Raw genomic sequence first — 20,756 nt, 5'->3', positions numbered from 1 at the left:
GAATTATCTATCAGGGGTGGCATTTATGACTAGATCGCAAGAAACTCCCAAGAGCATAAATCAATCACAAGAGGTTGAGTTAGAATCTGTTGAGTCTGAACCACAACTGGATGAGTTGGTTGATATTTTGATTGATGTGTTGCTTGGGAAGCCTAATGATGAATCTATCACTAACTCACCTCAAACTCCCAAAGTTGATAATTATCCATCTCAAAATAGCAATATTAAGCATGAACACAAATCCTCATATTCTCGGAAAAGTAATTCACAAAATCTGGGTGTGAAAAGGGAGGATCTACTTTCTGCTCAACCATAAGATTTTACCCAGGTAGAGACTAAGAAGGTAGAGACTACTAAGAAGATAGAGACTCAGGTAGAGACAGCATTCTCTGAGTTAATCCCAGAGGATGAGGAAGTGGTGACTAAGGCGGTTCGATTAATTTAAATTTCCCCAAATGAGTTTAGTAAGTATTTTGATGATCCAGTGTCTGTCCAGTCTGGAGAAACTGCTAAATCTCATGCAAATAATAATAATGGTTATGATTTGGAGGAGGAGAAAACCTCTGTTTCTGCGCCGCCATAAAACCAAACCAGCGATACAGAAGTAGATCTAAGTCAGGACTTGTCCGACCCTTTCGACCCATTACAGGATCTGCTGCTAGGTTCCAAATTCTCGGAGTTTGAAAAAGTCACTAAAAGTTATCTTGAGACTGAGTTACCGAGGCTACAGAGCCCAATTCAGTCAGCGGAACAGAAACTGCAAGCGGTTCAGGATAAATTTGATGATCCTGACCAGATTTTTAACCTATTACTCCCGGCTCTAACAGCTATCATTAATGATAAAATGGTTCTGTCTAAACAAGACGTTATAGACTCAATTGTGCCGATTATTGATGAAATTATTGCGGGGAAAAAGCGACAAGACAAGTCGGGGATGATTACAGCCTTTACACAAAACACAAAGTACGGTATAATGTATGGCTATTGTATAAGTTATCACAACCAACTACCATGAGCCGTTACTCTTTAGATTTTCGGAAAAAGATAGTAGAAGCCTATGAAAAAGGAGACACTTCTATCCGAAAAGTAGCGAAACGCTTTTTGGTGAGTCCAGACACGGTAAGGCGACTGGTCAAACAGTATCGATTAACGGGAGACTTATCTCCTCGTAAGTGTGGCACTAAAAAGAAAAGCATTTGATCTCAGCATGAGGAAGCCGTGATAGATATTGTAGAAGCCCACCCCGACCTGACCTTATGGCAATATAGTGAGAAGCTCAGAGACAAGCTGGGCATAAATGTCAGTACGACCATGATAGATAGATTTTTAAAGCAGCACGATATAAGTCTCAAAAAAAAACATACAGGAGCGAAAAAGTAGTAACTGAAGAAGTACAGAAAGCGCGAGTAGATTATTGGTAAAGAATTAGAGATGTAGCTCCTGAAAAGCTTGTGTTTATTGATGACAGTGGGTTATGGGTAGGGATGAGCAGACCCTTAGCCAGAGCGACGAAAGGGAAAAAAGTCTATGAACTGCGGAAATCCTATCGAGGTCAAAAAATGACAATAATTGGTGCAATTAAGCTCTCCGGAGTGGTAGCGACTCAAACATTATAAGGGTCAATGAAAAAAGAGGATTTTCTCCAATTCATCAAGTTAGATTTATTGCCAAAATTAAAAAAAGGAGATGTAGTGGTAATGGATAACTGAAATTCTCATCATCGAGAAGAAGTCAAAGAAATGATAGAGTCAGTAGGAGCCAGGGTAGAATATCTGCCGGTGTATTCCCCTGAGTTTAACCCGATAGAGATGATGTGGTCACAGCTCAAAAGTGTAGTGTGCAAGTTCAGGACGGAGACCATGGAATTATTAGTGAGATTGGTAGAAGTGGCGGTAAGCCTTGTGGATTTACAGTGTTTGAATAACTGGTTTACCAAGTGTTGTTACTGTGCTTAATGATTGAGATAAAGGCTGTAGTGCGATCGCTGATTTATTACCTGGGGCTATTTCTCAGCACATGAAAAACTGCCCGGAAGAAGTGGCGAAGGCTTTAGCGCAGGAAATAGCGATCGCTCTTCGTGAGCAAAGAAAATTAGATCAAAATGCCATAGCTAATGCTTTAGCGCCAGAAATGGGTAAAGCTATTAAGGAGCAAATTCGCCTAGAAAGTGATGCGATGGTAGATGCTTTATATCCGGTGATTGGTAATACCATCAGTAAATATCTAGCCGAGGCTGTTCAGAATATTAACGACAAAGTAGCTAATGCTTTTAGTGTGGAGGGAGTGGCGCGGAAAATTAAAGCTAAAGTTAAGGGGGTTTCGGAAGCAGAATTAATCCTTCAAGAATCTATACCTTTTGCAGTTCAAGCCATATTTTTAATTCATAAAAACTCAGGGTTAGTGATTTCGGAGGTGCAGGCTTCTGGTAGCTATAGCCTTGAGTCAGAAATGGTGGCAGGGATGTTAACTGCTATTCGCAGTTTTGTGAATGATTGCATTGTCCAAATTAATAATTATTCAGAACTAAATGAGATTGAGTATGGGAATTCTAAAATCATCCTAGAGGTGGCAGGTTACTGTTATTTCGCTGTGGTAACTAAAGGGGAACCCAGCCCAGAATTTATCACAAAAATGCGACAAACTATGGGTATAATTGTTTGAGATTACGGAGAATTGATCGAGAATTTTGATGGCGATCGCGACAATATTCCGATTGCTGTACATCAGTTATTAGAAAGTTTAATTCAATTTGTAAGTGAACAAAGACTGAAGCGAGTACCTGTGGCTCTAATCAGTTTAGGGGTATTGAGCGGGTTGTTAATTTTAATTCCCTGGGGATATTTTTCTTATCAAGAATACCTACAAAGACGCATAGCAGATAAAACCGCCCAAACCCTAGCGGCAACTCCTGAGTTAGCGATTTATAAGATTGCTGTCTCAGTGGAAGGTGAGCAATTAAGACTGAGTGGAAAGGTTCCTAATGAAAGATTACGGGAATTAGCGGAAAACTTAGCTGTATATACGGCTTCTGACTTGCAGATAGATAACCAAATTATCGCTGTTGATGTACCGCCAGAGCCTATAGTAACGGCTGGAGAAGTGGAACGCATGACGGGGATTTGCAATGAAATGGCTTGCGTTAATATTGAAAGCAATTATAGCGATCGCCAAGTTATTATTAGTGGTCAAGTCAGACACATGAGAGATGCTCAAATAATTCCCGCTGCCTTTGATAATATTCCCGGCGTCAAATCAGTTTTTAGCACCTTAAAAATAGATCCAGTCCGCATAGAAAATCGCATCTACTTTAATTTCGGTTCAGCACAAATTAACCCCCAGGATATGAAAATCATAACCAGAATAACAGAATTTTTGGATCAGTATCCAAAACTGTCGCTGAGAATTATTGGTCATACAGATCTCAGGGGAAGTGCTGCTATAAATCAGCAATTAGCCCTCAATCGAGCGACAGCAGTTCGCGACGCTTTGACCAAACAAGGAATCGACCCCAAGCGCCTAGAGATAGTAGGTAACGCCCAGCCACCTACAGATGTTATATCTCATCAGCCTTTCTTATTGGGGAGAACTGTGGTATTTGAAATAATAGACAACCCAGACGATAACCAGGGAGAACAACCTTAATCAAATGTCTACAATTTCTAAAAAAATGTGTATGGTTGGTGATTTCAGTGTGGGAAAAACCAGCCTAATTCGGCGTTTTGTAGATCGTCAATTCAGCGACCAATATCTGTCAACAGTGGGGGTGAAAATTTCCCGCAAAGCGGTTGAATTACAGAACGTCAAACAGCAAGAAACGGTTAATTTACAGTTGTTAATTTGGGATATAGAAGAGCACACCAAATTTAAAGCCATTGCGCCTTCTTACCTACAGGGAGCCAGTGGGGTGATTTTGGTAGCCGATCTCAGTCGCCAAGAAACTATTGAGCGGTTAATTGAACACTTGAATTTGTTTTCATATATGAACCCGAAATGTGAAATAATTGTAGCCTTAAATAAGGCTGACTTAGTGGCGGAAAAAGACCTGGAAAAATTGACTCAATATGTACCCCAACCGGTTGCCGAAAAAGCCCTGGGTATTTATCAAACTTCGGCTAAAACCGGTGATTATGTGGATGAAATATTCCAAAAATTGGCTTACAGTATGGTGGTTAAAATTTAATCATTCCCAATTTTAGGAGGGCGCGAATCAGGTATAATTAGTGAAAATCAGGGTCTCAAACAAGATTGAATATACCAGAGGATTATATGAAGCAACTTGGCTCCCAAATTGTAGTTCCCCATCACTTAGAATATTTAATTGTTGATGCTAATTTAACCATCTGTGAAGTGTCAACCAACGTGGATCGTTTTTCTGAGGAACCGGAGCAATTTAAACCGGGTGAAGATATCCGCAATGGTTTACCAGAACTATTCGGAACTGAGGAGATGTTAATAGAGGTATTGCGGGGAGAGTTACCATCTTTTTAACTAAAAGCAATTGGTCGTTTTCCTGACCCCAACTCCCCCCTTTACTTAGATTTTTTTGTCAATCGCTATTATGATGATCAGAAACAAGAATATCAGCTAATTATCTTTTTTTCTGATGTGACAGATAGAATGGTTTTAGAGCAGAAATTAGTTCAAAGTACGAACGAAACTATCCTGTTATTACTAGCGTTAGCGGAAAGTGAAGGAAAATATCGAGATTTATTTGAAAATGCTAGTGATTTAATTCAGTCTTTTGGGATGGATGGTCATTTTATCTATGTCAATAGAGCTTGGAAAGAAACCCTGGGATATACTGAATCTGAAATATCTAATATCACTATTTTTGATATGATTCATCCTGATAATAAATTTCATTTTTTGCAGATTTTAGCTCGCATAATGGCGGGAGAGTTGGTCAATTATATTAAAGCAGAATTAATTACTAAAGATGGTCAGAAAATTTCCGTAGAAGGTAGTATTAATTGTAAATTATAAAATGGTAAAGCGATCGCCACATGAGCCATTTTACGGGACATTACGGAACGCTTATTAACAGAAGCAGCTTGACAGCATGAGCGAGAACAAACGGAACGTCTTTTACTTAATATATTGCCTAAAAAAATTGCTGATAAGCTGAAACAACAACCGGGTAGCGGAAATTTTTGCGGAAGTTACAGTATTATGTGCTGATATTGTCGGTTTTACCCAGTTAGGATCGGAACTTTCTCCTGTGGATTTAGTCAACTTTTTAAACAAAATTTTTTCGGCTTTTGATATGCTTACAGAAGCCTATGGATTGGAAAAAATTAAAACTATTGGAGATGCTTATATGGTAGTGGGAGGACTCCCACACCGTCGAGATGATCATGCTATTGCTATTGCGGAAATGGCTATTAATATGCAAAAAGTTATGGCTGAATTAAATAAGACACAAAGCCGAACATTAAGTATCCGCATCGGTATTCACAGCGGACCAGTAGTGGCGGGTGTGATTGGTTTGAAAAAATTTATTTATGATTTATGGGGTGATACGGTTAACACTGCATCTCCCATGGAGTCCCATGGCGTACCTGGTAAAATTCATGTTTCTGAGGATACTTATCAACTCCTACAACATCAGTATTTATTTGAAAAGCGAGAGATGATAGATGTCAAAGGGAAAGGTAAAATGATTACCTATTTTTTGTTAGTACCCAAAAGAAATACGAGCCTTAATCATAGTGAAGCCACAACTAATGTGAATTGATAACTTGTCACGGTTAACTATTTACTGTTATGTATCATCTGGTTTTTTGCCCCCGTTGCGAACATTAATCAATCGGTTGAGGAGATCAAACCAAAATGAAGAACCCATGGATATAGCGATCGCTGTTAATAGCCAACCACCAATGACTCTAAGAATTGTCAATCCCGAAATTTCACCGCCGAATTGGTAGGCTAAATTAGCGGAACTCCAACCCAAAGGAAGAGCTAAGAGTTTCTCTTGTGCTATCTTGATAAAATCGCGACTGACAATGGTTTCACAGTCGTTTTTATCTAAGGAATTTTGACTTAAACAATTGATATAGTTTTGCCAGGACTCACTATCACTTAAAATTATCTGAATATCTTGGCTAACTTGTTGGCGAATGACAGGTTCTAAAGAGAGGCGGTTAGCAATATTTATGCTATCCACATTCATGATGACAGCCACACCAAATCCGAGTGCTAAAATCATCAAATTAACGCGACGCTTAAATACACCAGAAGCGCGTTCCATTGATTGATTAAACCATGCCATTATTTGATTTTCTAAAGCCTTAATAAAATCATTTTCAAAGCAATTAATTTGTGCTTGATTAGCGAGCGATCGCATTAATCCTATATGTTCCGGCTTGAGAATTTTGGCGACGGGTTGAGAAGCGATCGCCTCCTTAAAATCATCCACAGATAAAGTGACAATTTTTGATTCTTGTCCCGCCGTTTCCATCAACACACTAATCAACGCCAAAGAAAAGGTATCATCAGGAATATAAGAAGGACCCACACCCCGGTTAAATCTATCAATTTTATAATCTTGTAAAGACCCGATTAAAGGATGATTATAAATCTTTTCGGTCATGGGTTCCCCCAAAATACTCTGAATAGATGCTTTCAGATTTTTGGCGCGCCAGTCAAACAAATAAGAGGCAATAAGTTCCTGTAAATTTGAGACGAAAAGACTAAAAATCAGGTAAATAAAAAACAGACCGATAGCCACATTCACTAAAGCGGGTATATTCATAATTTGGGTGGGTGATTAAATCAGCATTTAATTAATCAATTATACCTCTGGGACACAATTAATTAGGGTGATGCCCCCAATTATCTATAGGATAATCCCCAATCAATGTTAAAATAACTATAATGTGCGAGACGTTTAGGAGTCAAATAAGGCTGCAATGCCTGAAATAACCTCCTAGAGGGCAATTAGACCTTCAACCAGTCTAACCCCTTAACTGTATATATGTCCCGACGCTTAGAGTGCTTAGAGTATAGACTAAGCATAGACTAAGCAAGGCAGGGAACTCAAGGTCAATCCCATATAAGAAATCACAGAATACACTATTTATCCTCCAAGTATACTATAAGGAGGAGTATTTAACCCACTTGGGGTGATTTGGGAAAGAGTAAAGGCGATAGCCACCCCCAGTTTCAGAAATCACAAATCTGGGATTGAAGCGGGGAACGGAAGGCGTAAGGGAAACCTATTCCCAATCCGACCACTGCCAACCATCCATGATTAGGGAAACCAAATGTCTGGCTTGAACCACCGTAAGTATTAAGTAGCGAAATAGGTTGACACGCTGCGCTCAAAAGAGTAAGGGGAAAAGTAGGGTACTGTTATCAACACCTACACAGACTTTTAAAATGTACCCCGGTGGATAGGACAAATCTAAAGATGGAATGCCCATATATACGGAACGTTGAAACCCCTGTTGGGCTCTCTACGAGTACATCTCGTAGAGTAGTGAAAAGTGTAAGCGCAAGCTCATAAGGGGAAGGGATGTGACTGAAAGCCAATGCCTAACTGTAATGGTTGGGATATGCCCACTAGTCACGGTGTGGATATAGAGACTGCGATAAGTAAGAGTTTAATGGCGAAAGCGAGTTTAAAGACTAACGCAAGCATATAGCTCCCAAAGTTGAAGTCATAAAGCAGGGGGTCGTAACCTTGTTCCTTTGACAAAGAGGGTATCCACATCAGGAGCCGTGTGCTGGGAAACTCGCAAGCACGGTTTTGAATTGGAGTTGGGAAAGGTGACTTTCCCTTCGACCATAACATCATTAGATATCCCTAAAATCAAATAGAGCGACATTGTAAAATATCCCAACTATGACAGTAAATTCACCCGTAGACTTTCAAGAAGAATTTGAGATCATCGTAGTCGGTGGCGGACACTCAGGCTGCGAAGCGGCTTTAGCCTCAGCGCGTTTGGGTTGTCGCACGTTGCTGCTGACCCTAAATTTAGATAAAATTGGCTGGCAACCCTGTAACCCGGCTGTGGGGGCTCCGGCGAAGTCTCAACTCACCCACGAAGTCGATGCACTGGGGGGAGAAATTGGCAAAATGGCCGATCGCACCTACCTGCAAAAACGGCTACTTAACAACTCTCGCGGACCGGCTGTTTGGGCGTTACGGGCGCAAACGGATAAGCGCGAATATGCAGCAGTAATGCGACAAATAGTCGAAAACCAAGAAAATCTATCAATCCGGGAGGGAATGGTAACGGATTTAGTCTTAGGATTAAATGACGAAATCATAGGAGTAAAAACCTATTTTGGTGTAGCATTTGCCTGTAAAGCGCTCATCCTAACTACAGGGACTTTTTTAGGTGGAATTATTTGGGTGGGTAACAAATCCATGCCAGCGGGACGAGCCGGAGAATTCGCCGCCGTAGGACTTACAGACACCCTGAACCGCTTAGGGTTTGAAACGGGACGACTAAAAACCGGAACTCCCGCGCGAGTCGATAAGCGATCGGTTGATTATAGCAACTTAGAACCTCAGCCCGGAGATGAACGAGTGCGATGGTTCAGTTTTGACCCTGAAGTGTGGGTTGAAAGGGAACAAATGAACTGTTATTTAACCAGAACTACGGCGGAAACCCATCGATTAATTAGGGAAAATTTGCATTTATCCCCCGTTTATGGCGGTTGGGTGGATGCCAAAGGACCCCGTTATTGTCCGAGTATTGAAGATAAAATTGTGCGGTTTGCTGACAAGGAAAGTCACCAGATTTTTATTGAACCAGAAGGCCGTCATATTCCTGAACTTTATATTCAGGGATTTTCTACGGGTTTACCGGAAAAATTACAGTTAGAAATGTTACGGAGTCTTCCGGGTTTAGAAAACTGCGTGATGCTACGACCTGCTTATGCGGTGGAGTATGACTATTTACCGGCAACTCAGTGTTATCCTACGTTGATGACTAAGAAAATTGAGGGATTATTTTGTGCGGGTCAAATTAATGGTACAACTGGATATGAAGAAGCAGCCGCACAGGGAATTGTAGCGGGAATTAATGCGGTTAAATTGGTGCGCGGTGAAGATATGATTGTGTTTCCTCGGGAACAAAGTTATATCGGTACTTTAATTGATGATTTGTGTACGAAGGATCTGCGAGAACCCTATCGAATGTTAACCAGTCGGTCGGAGTATCGGTTATTATTGCGATCGGATAATGCCGATCGCCGCCTAACTCCCTTGGGTCGGGAAATTGGTTTAATTGACGATCGCCGTTGGGAATTATTCCAACAAAAACAGGCTAATATTATCGCGGAAAAGCAGCGGCTAGACCAGACCAGAGTTAAGGAACGCGACGAAATTGGTATAGCGATCGCCTCTGATACTCAACAAAAAATTAAAGGGTCAATTAGTCTGGCGGAATTGTTGCGTCGTCCCGGTTTCCACTATGGTAATTTAGAACATTATCACCTAGGTAATTCTCAGTTATCCTTAGAGGAAAAAGAAGGCGCAGAAATTGAGATTAAATATTCCGGCTATATGGAACGCCAGCAAAACCAAATTGATCAGATCAGCCGTCATGCTAACCGCCAACTCCCTCGAGACTTAGACTATCTTACCATTGAAACCCTATCTATGGAGTCACGGGAAAAATTAAACCGGATCAAACCTTTAACTATTGGTCAGGCTTCCCGTATTGGTGGGGTCAACCCCGCAGATATTAACGCCTTGTTAATTTATCTGGAAGTGCGCCACCGTCAACCGGCGATCGCCATTAAATAAGGGTTGATGATTAACTATCTATTCGCCGGGTTTCTATTGATTCAGAAATCCGGTTTTTATTTTCAATATAACCACATTGCCATCTACGAATCATAAAATTTTTCTTAAATTTGTACAATTTTATACAATTATCATTATACTACCCTCATACAATTATCACCAGATTGATAACAATGGCAACTCTAACAGTTTGGAAATACAATAGCGCTGATGGTGCTAAAAATGCTCTGGCTAAACTCGCTGAACTCCAGAAACAACGTTTAATTCAAATCGAAGATGCGGCTATAGTATTCTGGCCACAAGGTCGCAAGAAGCCCAAAACCACCCAAGCCGTTGACCTAGTGGGTTCTGGTGCATTTGGCGGCGCTTTTTGGGGTCTATTATTCGGCTTGATTTTCTTTGTTCCGGTATTAGGAATGGCGGTCGGTGCATTAGCCGGAGCATTGTCAGGATATTTCACTGACTACGGCATTGATGATGAATTTATCAAAGATGTCCGAAATCAAGTAACTGAAGGTACTTCCGCACTATTTTTACTAACCAGTAGTGTGACTTTAGATAAAGTAGAGGAAGCCTTCAAAGATGAAGAAAAAGGTGAGTTGATTAAATCCAACTTGACCAATGAACAGGAAGCTAAGTTACGGGAAGATTTCGGCGCAGACGAGTAATTTTTCCCTAATTTAGCTTGGTAAAATGTGGGGGATAAGCTGGAATTATTCCCCCAAATATACCCCCCAATAAGGCAATTAAATGATGTGGATTAAAGTTACAGATAAAGCTACCTACTTAATGAATTCAGATATACATATTGAGAAAGTAAGCGGCAATGTGAAAATCGAAAGAGATGGTAAAAAGATTACTATTCAAGGTGTGCCGCGTCAATGGTTCATTTCCCAATCTCTCAATGTTGTAGTTGATTTAGATGCGCCAGAAGCCGATGTGCCTGAAATGGAGCCTATGTAAAAAATGATCACTATCTGGGTTGGTTTCACGCTGGGATTAATAGCTTTTGGTTGGGCAATTCCGATCATGGTTCTGTTCGTTGAATGTTTGGCAGCCGGGTTTAATTTCCCAGGTTTTATATCAAATGACGACCTACCAGAACCGACAATTTCTGTATTAATTCCGGCTCATAATGAAGGGTTAGTTATTGGTCAAACTTTGGCTAATATTTTACCTCAACTGAAACCGGACGATGAAATAATTGTAATTGCGGATAACTGCACAGATGAAACTGTAGCGATCGCCACTGAAAACGGAGTGCAAGTTCTGGAAAGGCAAGATCCAGACAACCGAGGAAAAGGATATGCTCTCGATTATGGATTACGCCACCTAGCGCCAAACCCGCCAGAGGTGGTAGTTATGATTGATGCTGATTGTTTAGTGGAACCAGGAGCGATCGCCACTATTGCTCAACAAGCATTAATCACAGCCAAGCCAGTGCAAGCATTATATTTAATGGAAACACCCCCCAATCCATCTGTCAAGAACTCCATTTCTGCGTTGGCATTCTTAGTCAAAAATTGGGTGCGTCCCCAAGGATTAGCGAAACTAGGGGGACCTTGTTTATTAACCGGAACTGGGATGGCTTTTCCCTGGTCAATTATTCAAAGCATATCCTTAGCGAGTAGTAATATAGTCGAAGATATGCAGCTAGGTGTCGATTTAGCGATCGCTGGTTATTCCCCCCAATTTACAGCCAAAGCCAAAGTAATTGGATACCTTCCCCAAGACGAAACCGCCAGCACCAGTCAACGCACCCGTTGGGAACACGGTCATTTACAAACCCTGAAAACTCAAGTGCCGCGCCTGCTCAAAGCCTCCCTAAGCCAAAGACGTTTTGAACTGTTACAAATGGCATTAGATCTATGTGTTCCCCCCCTCTCCCTTCTGGTAATTTTGTGGGTCGGTGCATCCGCCATATCCTTAATCGCTAGTAGCCTAGGAGTCTCTGCTATTCCCACCATCATCATAGCCCTAGAGGGGCTGCTGCTAACTACTGCCATTGGTATGGCTTGGGCAAATTTTGGGCGATCGCTTATCCCCCTCAAAACCCTCTTAGGTATCCCCCTGTATATACTGTGGAAAATTCCCCTATATTTAACCTATTTCATTAAACCCCAAAAAGAATGGGTAAGGACTCAAAGAGAACCCCTGGATAAATCTTCGCTAAATTCCGATAAAATATAGATCCACTTTCTCAAATTGTGATATCATCAAAGTGTTCAAATACCTGCAAGGTTAGTCATGTTAGCCACTTCCCCAACTTACACTATCACTTGGGAAAAGTTGCCAGATGATTTTGTGTTACCCGATGACCCCGTGGATAATATATATCAACCAGCCCTAGCAGCAGCCGTTACCGAAAGTTTAAGGTTAGCCGGAAAACTGCCAGAAACATCGCTCACTCCGACCAACTACGGCATTTGTGCCACCATAAACGGTAAAATAAGCATAAAAGCGCCAGATTGGGCGTATATTCCGCAAATTACCGTCAATCGGGAAGAGGTAGTTCGTAGTTATACCCCCCGACTACAAGGGGATATTCCCGCACTGGTACTAGAATTTTTATCAGATCCAGGTGGGAGTGAATATTCAATAAAAGAAACCTATCCTCCTGGAAAGTTCTTTTTCTATCAACAGATTCTGCAAGTACCTAATTATGGCATTTTTGATACAGACACAGGCACATTAGAACTCTACCGTTTAGACGAGAACCAACGATATCACCTAGAGTCACCTAATGAACAGGGCAGATTTTGGATACCAGAAATGCAGCTTTTCTTAGGTGCAGAGCAAGGAACCCGCGAAAATCTCACTGGCTACTGGCTACGTTGGTGGGATCAACAGGGAAACCTACTCCTATGGGCGACTGAACTATTAGACCAGGAACGTCAACGATCTGAAAAATTAATCGCCCAATTGCGGGCGGCGGGTATTGAACCTGATACATAGCCTATAACCCCCATTCTACTGTTACTTAGGTGTTACTCAAAACCGTAGTAGAGTAACAAGTGAGTAAAAAATGAGTAGTGCTACTAAACTCCCTACAGTGGGGGGAAAGGGTAACTATGATGAGAGCTATAGCAGATTCCTGAAAGCCTATCAAGACTTTAAAGGGGAATGTCCCAAAGGAGTGACACTCAAGTTACAAAAGTCCGGGACTAGGTATAATTTGCTATTGCAGTTTAAGCAGCCACCTACCGGAAAACGGCTACCCAAGACAGCTAATCTTGAGTGTACACCCCAAGGGGTGATAGACGGGGTTAAGAAAGCCAAGTTAGTGGCACCAAGCCCTGGGAACTATCAGCAGCGATAGTGAATTCTGGGACTGGTACGATGCGACTATCTTAGGAAAGAACCAGATTGAGGATAATCTGATAACCTATCGGGAAATATTCCAACAACTAGAGGATGAGGTGCGAGACGTTTAGGAATCAAATAAGGCTGCAATGCCTGAAATAACTTCCTAATGGGACTTTCACCCCTTGGTGGAATATAAGGGATTCACATTCCTGACCATCCCATAACTGTTTATATGTCCCGACGCTTGGAGAAATCTAAGCAAGGCAGGGGACTCAAGGTCATAAACAAACTGAGAAATCAGGGCGTTGAGAGTAACGGCGATAGCCACCCCCAGTTTCAGGATTCACAACCCGTGAGATTGAAGCGGGGAACGGAAGGCATGAGGGAAACCTAATCCCAACAATCCGACCACTGCCAACCATCCATGACTAAGGAAATCTGAATGTTCCGGCTTGAACCATCGTAATCTAGAAGCAGCGAAATAGGTTGATACGCTGCGTCCAAAAGGGCAAGGGGAAAAGTAGGGTAATCTTGTTATCACCTACACAGACCTTTAAAGGTACCCCGGTGGAAAGGACAAGTCTAAAGATGGAATGCCCATATAAACGGTACGTTTAAACCCCTTTTAGGCTCTCGGCAGGTATAGCATTAGTCAAGGTGGTTAGGACGCAGCTTTGAGAACGGAATCCATGGCATCATGGAGAGAATCAAACTGCTCAATGCAGTGGCGAATACGGGCTTTCAGCCACGACCAACATTTCTCTATCTTGTTGAGGTCTGGCGAATAAGGTGGTAGATAGAGTAAACGGCATTGAGCTGCCTCCACCAGTTCAGGAATCCGCCCCCCTTTATGAAACGTTGCATTGTCCAATACTAGAGTCTGACCTGGCTTCAATGTTGGAATTAAGATGAACTCCAACCACAACTCAAACACTGTCCGATTACAACAACCCTCAAAGCTAAAGGGAGCTAAGAGTTGTTGATGACACCATGCGGCTATCATACTTACCCTGCCCTGCCTCTTCCCTGATTTGAGTGCATGGAAGCGTTTTCCTTCCTCGCAGTAACCATAAGGGTAATCCGAGTCCTGACTATTCATGCCGGCTTCATCGAGGTAGACCACTTCTTCCGGCTCCATCTGTTCAATCTGAGCCATAAACTCCTCTCGCTGTTGCTCATCACGTTCTTGGTAGCCGTAAGTTTTTTTTTCTGGTGAAGCCAATTTTCTTCAAGGCTCTGGATATGGTGCGAGGAGAGATGTCGTCATCCCAAAGTTCAGCCATTTGAGCTGCTGTTTTGTCGCCATGCTCTTGGGCAAAAGCCTTGAATTTTTGCCAGTCGGTAATTTTGTGGTTATTGCCAGGTCGGTGATGAGGTTTAGGGAGGAAGTCTCCGGTCTGTGCTTTTCTTTGCAGCCAGAGATTAATGGTGTTCCTGCTGACATGGAAAACTTGACTGGCTTCTGTTTTGGGCATACCGTCTAGTTCAATGGCATCAATAACTTTTTGTCTGAGGTCGTAACTATAGGGGGCTGGCATTTTTGGTCTTCTTAGTCATCTCGTCCTCTCCATTATACGTCCTAAGTGTTCTGTCTTGTGCTATACTGCGCCGCCCTCATGTTTTGGAGGGGTGAACTGGTTTTCGAGTTGTCGGACTACGGTTAAAGCTGAATAGGATACCCCTGCTGTTCCCTCTCCGGGGTGGGTACAGTCTCCCACTAGCCATAATCCATTAATGGGGGTACGATTGGAAAAGCCAAAGGGTCCAAAGGTGGAAATCCGCTGACCTACACCACCGACAACGCCTTGGTCACGCGCGGTATAACGGGCGAAAGTGCGGGGGGTGGCAGCACAGGAATAAATGATTGTTTCTGGGGTAAGCTGAAAGTAGGAACTTAGACGATTAATGGCCTGTTGGGTGTATTCGTGTTTGAGTTTCTGATAATCTGGGTTATGCCACCATTGCTGCGTATCTGTGAAACTAGAAGCAATAATGGTGGCTTGTCCGTGGGGGGCGCGTCCGTCCCCTGGGTGGCTGACGGAAACAAATAGGGAATTGTTTTCGCCAATGGGTCGGTTATAGTCGTAAAGAAATTGGAGATGGGGGGGGCATTCGGGGGGAATGGCTGACTGATCAACTCCTAAATAAATGACGAAAGCCCCAGAAGCTGGGGGGAGTTTATTAATACGGTGGTGGTAAATGCGATCGAGGGGATTGGTGGAAATGTGGTTTTCCCAAGCTAATAGCTTAACTATGTTCTGAACTGTGACGTTAGCAACTACTAGATCGGTGGTTTCTCGCCACACTTTCCCGGTTTTTTGATCGCGAATTTTGACCGCTACGACTTGACGGTTTTCGGTTTCGATCGCTTCTACGGTATGACCCATTAATAGGGTTCCTCCGTCCCGTTTCAGGCTGGCTACTAGGCGATCGCTTAATACTTGCATACTCCCCTGTAAATGATAGAGTCCTTGGGGTGATTGGGATACTCCCAACGCTGTGGCTGCATACAGTAATGCCGTTTCATCGGCGTTCACCTGGGAGTATAATTTTAATTGTAAATCCAGAAAGGTTTTCAGACGGCGATCGTTGTCTATTCCATAGATCCGCAATAGATCCCCTACCGTCAATAGGGTAAAAGGTAGGGTAATCATGGTATCGAGACGCAAGGCTTTCACCAGTTGCACTAAATCCCACCAATTCCGAGGAGGTAAAATCGGATCGCGACTTTGAAACCGCCAACTAGCTTCAAATAGAGTTCCCATTAATTGCCAAAACTTTTCACTCCCTGGGAACTGTTCTTGTCGTTCCTGCTGCCATTTTTCTGGGTCTCGCCAAACTCGAATCGGCTGGGTTTCTCCGGGTAAAAATACCGCACAAGCAGGGTCGCAGAAGGTGGCGGCTGGTAAGTCTATTTCTAATTCCGAGAAAATCCGATGATGAATGCCGCCGGGTTCTAAACCAGCCACTTGGGTCGCCCCTACATCAAAGGTAAAACCTTTACGTTTAAACGTGGAAGCACAGCCGCCCGGAACTATGGCTTGGTCGAGGACTAACACGGAATATCCTCGATGAGCCAGTAGTGCGGCGGTGGTTAATCCGCCTATACCAGCACCAATTACAATTACCCTATTTGGACGGGGAAGGTTATCAATTTCTTTCATTAATTATTAGGTGGGAATGCTGGTTTTGGATTATAGCAAATTTTGGGGAATCTTAACTACCTATTTTGGCTCTGTATTGTGTTAAAATCTAATCGGGCGGGTGGTGAGTAGGTTTGTCAAACTATCCCGGTTTCCAGTTCACCGAGACTGAAGTTATAATCGTATTGGGGAAGGGTAAGGGTGAGGGTCGGAGGAGTAGGGACCAGTAGGGACGAGTAGGGGGGTGATCAAAAAATTGATACCTAAGCGACTTTTCAAGTTGACCTAGCTGCCCTACAATTCACAAGGAGCCTAAATGCTGTAGCAACCTGGTTGAGTCTGATTCCGTCTAAACTAATACTAAACAGCAGAGTCAAAGTAATATGAACGCTTTGTTACCGAGAATTTTAAAGTCTGCTTACCGCAGAGAACCAATTGTCAGTTTTGTGATTACAGTTGGGGCGGTTGATACTGTAATTGGTGGTGTAACTGCGAGTTTACCGCTGTTGAGTCTCGGTCTGGGAACCGTGGGAGTAGCGGTAGCCTGGCGTTGGTGGCTTATACAGCGATCGCCAGTGGAACAACAAACCGAAACCGCGCCGGAATACTATTTACCGCCGAGTGGTTCCCGTCCTTCCTTACCTATGCTGACTCAGAATAAAAAGCCTCGTCCTCCCTACTAATGAGTTAGGTTGGGGGTTGATAAGTTGCTGAAAATTGGAGAGGTAGCGGCCGAAAGTGGTTTATCGGTGAAAACAATTCGCTACTATGATGATATTGGGTTACTCTGGCCGACTGTTGATCGTAGCAGGTCGGGTTATCGGCTATTTGCTCCGGAAGTATTGACCCGACTGGCATTTATTAAACGCGCGCAAGGGTTGGGGTTGAGTTTGGCGGAAATTGCGGAAATTCTGAAAATTCGCGATCGTGGTGACATTCCCTGTGACCAAGTGAAGCAGCGTTTACAAGCTAAGGTAGCGGATATTAATCAACAAATTATCGCCCTAGAAGGCTTGAAGGGAGAACTTCAGGAGTTACTGAGTCAGTGGGAAGATCAGCCGTCAGCGAGTCGCATGGCTGATACTATTTGCCCCAATATTCAACTGAAACCCTAAAATCAAAAGAGGGAAGGATCATTTATCCTTCCCCTGAATTGGTGATTTTGGGTTTTGGTGTTGGTGTTGGTCTTTGGGTTGGTTGGTTTGGAGTTGTTTACGCAACTGTTGCTGTTGTTTTTTTAGCTGTCGCATTCTAGCCGCACCACCTTTACCTTTGTGGTTGCGCCCTTGGCGACGCGGGGACTCCCAGCGCTTTAGTTGTTGTGCCATGGGGTTATATTATTATTTTTAGGATAATACCTATAGTGTAACTGAGTTGTGCGAGACGTTCAGGCATCAAATAGGGCTGCAATGCCCGAAAATATAGCACAAGACAGAACACTTAGGACGTATAATGGAGAGGACGAGATGACTAAGAAGACCAAAAATGCCAGCCCCCTATAGTTACGACCTCAGACAAAAAGTTATTGATGCCATTGAACTAGACGGTATGCCCAAAACAGAAGCCAGTCAAGTTTTCCATGTCAGCAGGAACATCATTAATCTCTGGCTGCAAAGAAAAGCACAGACCGGAGACTTCCTCCCTAAACCTCATCACCGACCTGGCAATAACCACAAAATTACCGACTGGCAGAAATTCAAGGCTTTTGCCCAAGAGCATGGCCACAAAACCTCCGCTCAAATGGCTGAACTTTGGGATGACGACATCTCTCCTCGCACCATATCCAGAGCCTTGAAGAAAATTGGCTTCACCAGAAAAAAAAACTTACGGCTACCAAGAACGTGATGAGCAACAGCGAGAGGAGTTTATGACTCAGATTGAACAGATGGAGCCGGAAGGGTTGGTTTACCTCGATGAAGCTGGCATGAACCTACATTCCGCAGGTTGACAGGGAATAAAAGATATGGTGCTAGTCTAGGCTAGAAAGGGTTCCTTCGAGCGGTAGGCTCTGGCGATGCAGATTAAAAATTTAGACCATCTGGGTTTAGTGGCTGGAGTGATTGACGAACTTGGCCTGGTCGAGTTGACGGATAAGCGGATTGAACCTCATAGCTTGGAGCATGTGAGTGCCGGACAAGTGGTTAAAGCCATGATTTTGAACGCCCTAGGCTTTCTCAGTGCACCGTTGTATTTATTCAGCGAGTTTTTTGAGAGTAAAGCGGTGTCTCATCTGCTCGGGGAAGGGGTAGAGGCTCGTCACTTGAATGACGACCGCTTAGGTCGAGTGTTGGATGAACTCTACTCTACGCAGAAGGGACGACATCATTTTTTCTCCAGGTGGCGCTCCAGGCTGTGGAACGATTTGGAATTGATATTCAACAGCGTCATCTCGATGCCACCTCGATCTCAGTAGAAGGGAAGTATCAGCGGTGCTCGAAGGGGAAATCCGAGGTAGGACTTGAGTCAGCTCCCCCCGGTGAGACATCAGCAGAACCCAGCCCAATTCGGCTGTGTCGAGGCTATTCCCGAGACCATCGTCCAGATTTGAAACAGTTTTTGATGACTCTAGTCTGTGCCGCCGACGGTGGCGTGCCGCTATGGTTGCAGTTGGCCAGTGGCAATGAACAGGACACTCAGCAGTTTGCAGAGGTGCTCAAGGCGTTTGGTGACCAATGGACTAGCGACGGTATCGTTGTGATGGATGCCGCCTTTTACACAGCAGCCAATCTGCAGCAGATGGAGACCACGGGGTGGCTATCACGGATGCCGCTGACCCTAAAAGCGGCTCAAGAGCTGGTGCACAGCGATGTCACCCGACTGACTGAAGTCCCCTGCAACTCCAAGGATTACCGGATGTGGGAGATTGAGCAGACCTATGCCGGAGTGCGCCAGCGCTGGCGCCTCGTCGAAAGCCAAACCCGCAAAGCCAATGCCGACCTCTGGCAACCCGAATTAGAGAAGCTCGAACACCGCCTCAACCGCCAATTGAAAAAGCTGACCCAGCGGGTCTTTGCTTGCAAACCCGATGCCCTCGAGGCCTTGATGCAGTTTCAAGATGGACTCGAGGTGCATCAGCTCACTCAGGTCTCCCTGGAGACGGTGCGGGCCAAGCGACCCCCCGGTCGTCCCGCCAAATCCGCCGAACCCACCCCAGTTCAGGGCTATCGGCTCCAGGCCACGTTACAGCAGACCGCCACGGCGGAAGACCGCTTTAGCCGTCAGCGTAGTCGCTTTATTCTAGCCACCAATCAACTGGAGCAATCCCTCTGGCCGGCTCAGACCTGCTTGAGCGAATATAAAGGGCAACAGACCGTCGAGAGAGGCTTTCGCTTCCTCCAAGACCCCCTCTTCTTTGCCAGTAGCGTCTTTGTCAAAAAGCCGCAGCGGGTCGAGGCCTTAGCTCTCATCATGGCCCTAACCCTTATGGTGTATACCCTCGCCGAACGCCAACTGCGACAGGCGCTAGATGCTCAGAAGCAAACGGTGCGCGACCAACGCCAACAACCCACCGCTAAACCGACCTTTCGCTGGATTATGCAGAAGTTTCAAGGAATCCACTGGGTTAATCTCGATGGGCAAAGGCAGATTAGCAATCTCAATGATGAACGGCGATTGATTATTCACCTCTTCGGTCCACCCGTTGAGCGCTATTACTACGCATCCGGTTAATTACCTATCAACCTGCGGAATGTAGGATGAATAGTCAAGACTCGCAGTAACCATAAGGGTAATCCGAGTCCTGACTATTCATGCCGGCTTCATCGAGGTAGACCACTTCTTCCGGCTCCATCTGTTCAATCTGAGCCATAAACTCCTCTCGCTGTTGCTCATCACGTTCTTGGTAGCCGTAAGTTTTTTTTTCTGGTGAAGCCAATTTTCTTCAAGGCTCTGGATATGGTGCGAGGAGAGATGTCGTCATCCCAAAGTTCAGCCATTTGAGCTGCTGTTTTGTCGCCATGCTCTTGGGCAAAAGCCTTGAATTTCTGCCAGTCGGTAATTTTGTGGTTATTGCCAGGTCGGTGATGAGGTTTAGGGAGGAAGTCTCCGGTCTGTGCTTTTCTTTGCAGCCAGAGATTAATGGTGTTCCGGCTGACATGGAAAACTTGACTGGCTTCTGTTTTGGGCATACCGTCTAGTTCAATGGCATCAATAACTTTTTGTCTGAGGTCGTAACTATAGGGGGCTGGCATTTTTGGTCTTCTTAGTCATCTCGTCCTCTCCATTATACGTCCTAAGTGTTCTGTCTTGTGCTATAATTCCAACATTGAAGCCAGGTCAGACTCTAGTATTGGACAATGCAACGTTTCATAAAGGGGGGCGGATTGCTGAACTGGTGGAGGCAGCTCAATGCCGTTTACTCTATCTACCACCTTATTCGCCAGACCTCAACAAGATAGAGAAATGTTGGTCGTAGCTGAAAGCCCGTATTCGCCACTGCACGTGAGCAGTTTGATTCTCTCCATGATGCCATGGATTCCGTTCTCAAAGCTGCGTCCTAACCACCTTGACTAATGCTATAACTCTGGCATAGATAACGACTTTGCGTTTGT

17 protein-coding genes and 7 pseudogenes are annotated in these 20,756 nt (G+C 44.0%); 19 read left to right on the top strand and 5 right to left on the bottom strand.

All coding sequences use genetic code 11. The features are described 5' to 3' along the window. Positions 1–25: 25 nt before the first annotated feature. The 8 genes and pseudogenes from XZ46_RS19335 to XZ46_RS38415 form a co-directional block, all read left to right on the top strand. Positions 26–316, top strand: a complete 291-nt coding sequence (locus XZ46_RS19335; protein ID WP_006624144.1) for a hypothetical protein — start codon at positions 26–28, stop codon at positions 314–316. A 306-nt stretch (positions 317–622) separates the two neighbouring features. Then, positions 623–1,015: a hypothetical protein gene (locus tag XZ46_RS19330; protein WP_006624145.1), complete on the top strand. Its 393-nt coding sequence runs from the start codon at positions 623–625 to the stop codon at positions 1,013–1,015. Beyond that, positions 1,012–1,955: pseudogene (locus XZ46_RS33015) on the top strand (IS630 family transposase). Before XZ46_RS19330 ends, XZ46_RS33015 begins: the two are co-directional and overlap by 4 nt. Before the next feature lie 61 nt (positions 1,956–2,016). Next, complete coding sequence (locus XZ46_RS19310) at positions 2,017–2,661, top strand: hypothetical protein (RefSeq protein WP_006624147.1); 645 nt, start codon at positions 2,017–2,019, stop codon at positions 2,659–2,661. A 12-nt stretch (positions 2,662–2,673) separates the two neighbouring features. Continuing rightward, positions 2,674–3,642 (top strand): OmpA family protein, encoded by a 969-nt coding sequence (locus XZ46_RS19305; RefSeq protein ID WP_006624148.1) that lies wholly within the window; start codon positions 2,674–2,676, stop codon positions 3,640–3,642. A 4-nt stretch (positions 3,643–3,646) separates the two neighbouring features. Continuing rightward, on the top strand, positions 3,647–4,180 hold the full coding sequence (locus XZ46_RS19300; protein WP_006624149.1) for a Rab family GTPase: 534 nt from the start codon (positions 3,647–3,649) through the stop codon (positions 4,178–4,180). A gap of 86 nt (positions 4,181–4,266) precedes the next feature. Next, positions 4,267–4,488, top strand: coding sequence for a hypothetical protein (locus XZ46_RS19295; protein ID WP_006669242.1), 222 nt, complete (start codon positions 4,267–4,269; stop codon positions 4,486–4,488). 186 nt (positions 4,489–4,674) lie between these two features. Next, positions 4,675–5,734: pseudogene (locus XZ46_RS38415) on the top strand (adenylate/guanylate cyclase domain-containing protein); the annotation flags it as partial. 27 nt (positions 5,735–5,761) lie between these two features. Here the strand turns inward: XZ46_RS38415 and XZ46_RS19280 are convergent. Further along, a complete protein-coding gene (locus XZ46_RS19280; RefSeq protein ID WP_006669243.1) occupies positions 5,762–6,751 on the bottom strand; it encodes a hypothetical protein in 990 nt (329 codons plus the stop codon). Between the two features lie 1,092 nt (positions 6,752–7,843). Here XZ46_RS19280 and mnmG point away from each other — a divergent pair. The 6 genes and pseudogenes from mnmG to XZ46_RS19245 all read left to right on the top strand — a co-directional run. Beyond that, positions 7,844–9,757 carry a tRNA uridine-5-carboxymethylaminomethyl(34) synthesis enzyme MnmG gene (gene mnmG / locus XZ46_RS19270; protein ID WP_006669245.1) on the top strand — a complete coding sequence of 638 codons (1,914 nt, stop codon included), beginning with the start codon at positions 7,844–7,846 and terminating at the stop codon, positions 9,755–9,757. Positions 9,758–9,930: 173 nt separating this feature from the next. Further along, positions 9,931–10,425: a DUF1269 domain-containing protein gene (locus tag XZ46_RS19265; protein ID WP_006624156.1), complete on the top strand. Its 495-nt coding sequence runs from the start codon at positions 9,931–9,933 to the stop codon at positions 10,423–10,425. A gap of 82 nt (positions 10,426–10,507) precedes the next feature. Beyond that, the gene (locus tag XZ46_RS19260) at positions 10,508–10,720 is read left to right on the top strand and encodes a hypothetical protein (RefSeq protein WP_006624157.1); all 213 of its coding nucleotides are present in this window, start codon (positions 10,508–10,510) and stop codon (positions 10,718–10,720) included. A gap of 3 nt (positions 10,721–10,723) precedes the next feature. Beyond that, positions 10,724–11,947 carry a glycosyltransferase family 2 protein gene (locus tag XZ46_RS19255; protein ID WP_006624158.1) on the top strand — a complete coding sequence of 408 codons (1,224 nt, stop codon included), beginning with the start codon at positions 10,724–10,726 and terminating at the stop codon, positions 11,945–11,947. A gap of 57 nt (positions 11,948–12,004) precedes the next feature. After that, a complete protein-coding gene (locus tag XZ46_RS19250; protein WP_006624159.1) occupies positions 12,005–12,712 on the top strand; it encodes a Uma2 family endonuclease in 708 nt (235 codons plus the stop codon). Positions 12,713–12,782: 70 nt separating this feature from the next. Further along, positions 12,783–13,176: pseudogene (locus XZ46_RS19245) on the top strand (hypothetical protein); the annotation flags it as partial. Positions 13,177–13,724: 548 nt separating this feature from the next. Here XZ46_RS19245 and XZ46_RS33005 read toward each other — a convergent pair. Together XZ46_RS33005 and crtD are read right to left on the bottom strand one after the other, a co-directional pair. Continuing rightward, a protein-coding gene (locus XZ46_RS33005) for an IS630-like element ISAtsp1 family transposase (protein WP_157883454.1) occupies positions 13,725–14,601 on the bottom strand; the annotation gives its coding sequence in 2 pieces (ribosomal slippage) (positions 13,725–14,270 and positions 14,272–14,601; 876 coding nt in all). 60 nt (positions 14,602–14,661) lie between these two features. Next, positions 14,662–16,227, bottom strand: a complete 1,566-nt coding sequence (gene crtD / locus XZ46_RS19230; protein ID WP_006624164.1) for a C-3',4' desaturase CrtD — start codon at positions 16,225–16,227, stop codon at positions 14,662–14,664. Positions 16,228–16,589: 362 nt separating this feature from the next. Here crtD and XZ46_RS19225 point away from each other — a divergent pair, with 362 nt between their 5' ends. Together XZ46_RS19225 and XZ46_RS19220 are read left to right on the top strand one after the other, a co-directional pair. Further along, entirely contained in the window at positions 16,590–16,889 is a 300-nt protein-coding gene (locus tag XZ46_RS19225; protein ID WP_006616243.1) for a hypothetical protein, read from the top strand. 9 nt (positions 16,890–16,898) lie between these two features. After that, complete coding sequence (locus tag XZ46_RS19220) at positions 16,899–17,321, top strand: heavy metal-responsive transcriptional regulator (protein WP_006616244.1); 423 nt, start codon at positions 16,899–16,901, stop codon at positions 17,319–17,321. Positions 17,322–17,339: 18 nt separating this feature from the next. Here XZ46_RS19220 and XZ46_RS19215 read toward each other — a convergent pair whose 3' ends face one another. Then, positions 17,340–17,534, bottom strand: a complete 195-nt coding sequence (locus XZ46_RS19215) for a hypothetical protein (protein ID WP_006669249.1) — start codon at positions 17,532–17,534, stop codon at positions 17,340–17,342. 157 nt (positions 17,535–17,691) lie between these two features. On the opposite strand from XZ46_RS19215, the pseudogene XZ46_RS19210 reads away from it, so the two are divergent. After that, positions 17,692–18,136: pseudogene (locus XZ46_RS19210) on the top strand (IS630 transposase-related protein); the annotation flags it as partial. Positions 18,137–18,220: 84 nt separating this feature from the next. Next, a pseudogene (locus tag XZ46_RS19205) lies at positions 18,221–19,875 on the top strand (IS1634-like element ISAtsp2 family transposase). A 40-nt stretch (positions 19,876–19,915) separates the two neighbouring features. On the opposite strand, the pseudogene XZ46_RS19200 reads toward XZ46_RS19205, so the two are convergent. Beyond that, positions 19,916–20,396, bottom strand: a pseudogene (locus XZ46_RS19200) (IS630-like element ISAtsp1 family transposase); the annotation flags it as partial. 50 nt (positions 20,397–20,446) lie between these two features. Here XZ46_RS19200 and XZ46_RS30335 point away from each other — a divergent pair. Then, a pseudogene (locus tag XZ46_RS30335) lies at positions 20,447–20,705 on the top strand (transposase); the annotation flags it as partial. Positions 20,706–20,756 lie beyond the last annotated feature (51 nt).

Origin of the sequence: Limnospira indica PCC 8005 (assembly GCF_000973065.1) — a bacterium.
Lineage (GTDB): Bacteria > Cyanobacteriota > Cyanobacteriia > Cyanobacteriales > Microcoleaceae > Limnospira > Limnospira fusiformis.
The sequence above is the reverse complement of the archived record's forward strand: the minus strand, read 5'-3'. Positions and strand labels throughout refer to the sequence as shown.

Bases quoted from the DNA above. Each gene is read 5' to 3' on its own strand.
- XZ46_RS19215 (WP_006669249.1), bottom strand. From the start codon at position 17,534: ATGGCACAACAACTAAAGCGCTGGGAGTCCCCGCGTCGCCAAGGGCGC.
- crtD (WP_006624164.1), bottom strand. From the start codon at position 16,227: ATGAAAGAAATTGATAACCTTCCCCGTCCAAATAGGGTAATTGTAATT.
- XZ46_RS19335 (WP_006624144.1), top strand. From the start codon at position 26: ATGACTAGATCGCAAGAAACTCCCAAGAGCATAAATCAATCACAAGAG.
- XZ46_RS19300 (WP_006624149.1), top strand. From the start codon at position 3,647: ATGTCTACAATTTCTAAAAAAATGTGTATGGTTGGTGATTTCAGTGTG.
- mnmG (WP_006669245.1), top strand. From the start codon at position 7,844: ATGACAGTAAATTCACCCGTAGACTTTCAAGAAGAATTTGAGATCATC.
- XZ46_RS19310 (WP_006624147.1), top strand. From the start codon at position 2,017: ATGAAAAACTGCCCGGAAGAAGTGGCGAAGGCTTTAGCGCAGGAAATA.
- XZ46_RS19265 (WP_006624156.1), top strand. From the start codon at position 9,931: ATGGCAACTCTAACAGTTTGGAAATACAATAGCGCTGATGGTGCTAAA.
- XZ46_RS19225 (WP_006616243.1), top strand. From the start codon at position 16,590: ATGAACGCTTTGTTACCGAGAATTTTAAAGTCTGCTTACCGCAGAGAA.
- XZ46_RS19260 (WP_006624157.1), top strand. From the start codon at position 10,508: ATGATGTGGATTAAAGTTACAGATAAAGCTACCTACTTAATGAATTCA.
- XZ46_RS19280 (WP_006669243.1), bottom strand. From the start codon at position 6,751: ATGAATATACCCGCTTTAGTGAATGTGGCTATCGGTCTGTTTTTTATT.
- XZ46_RS19255 (WP_006624158.1), top strand. From the start codon at position 10,724: ATGATCACTATCTGGGTTGGTTTCACGCTGGGATTAATAGCTTTTGGT.
- XZ46_RS19250 (WP_006624159.1), top strand. From the start codon at position 12,005: ATGTTAGCCACTTCCCCAACTTACACTATCACTTGGGAAAAGTTGCCA.
- XZ46_RS19295 (WP_006669242.1), top strand. From the start codon at position 4,267: ATGAAGCAACTTGGCTCCCAAATTGTAGTTCCCCATCACTTAGAATAT.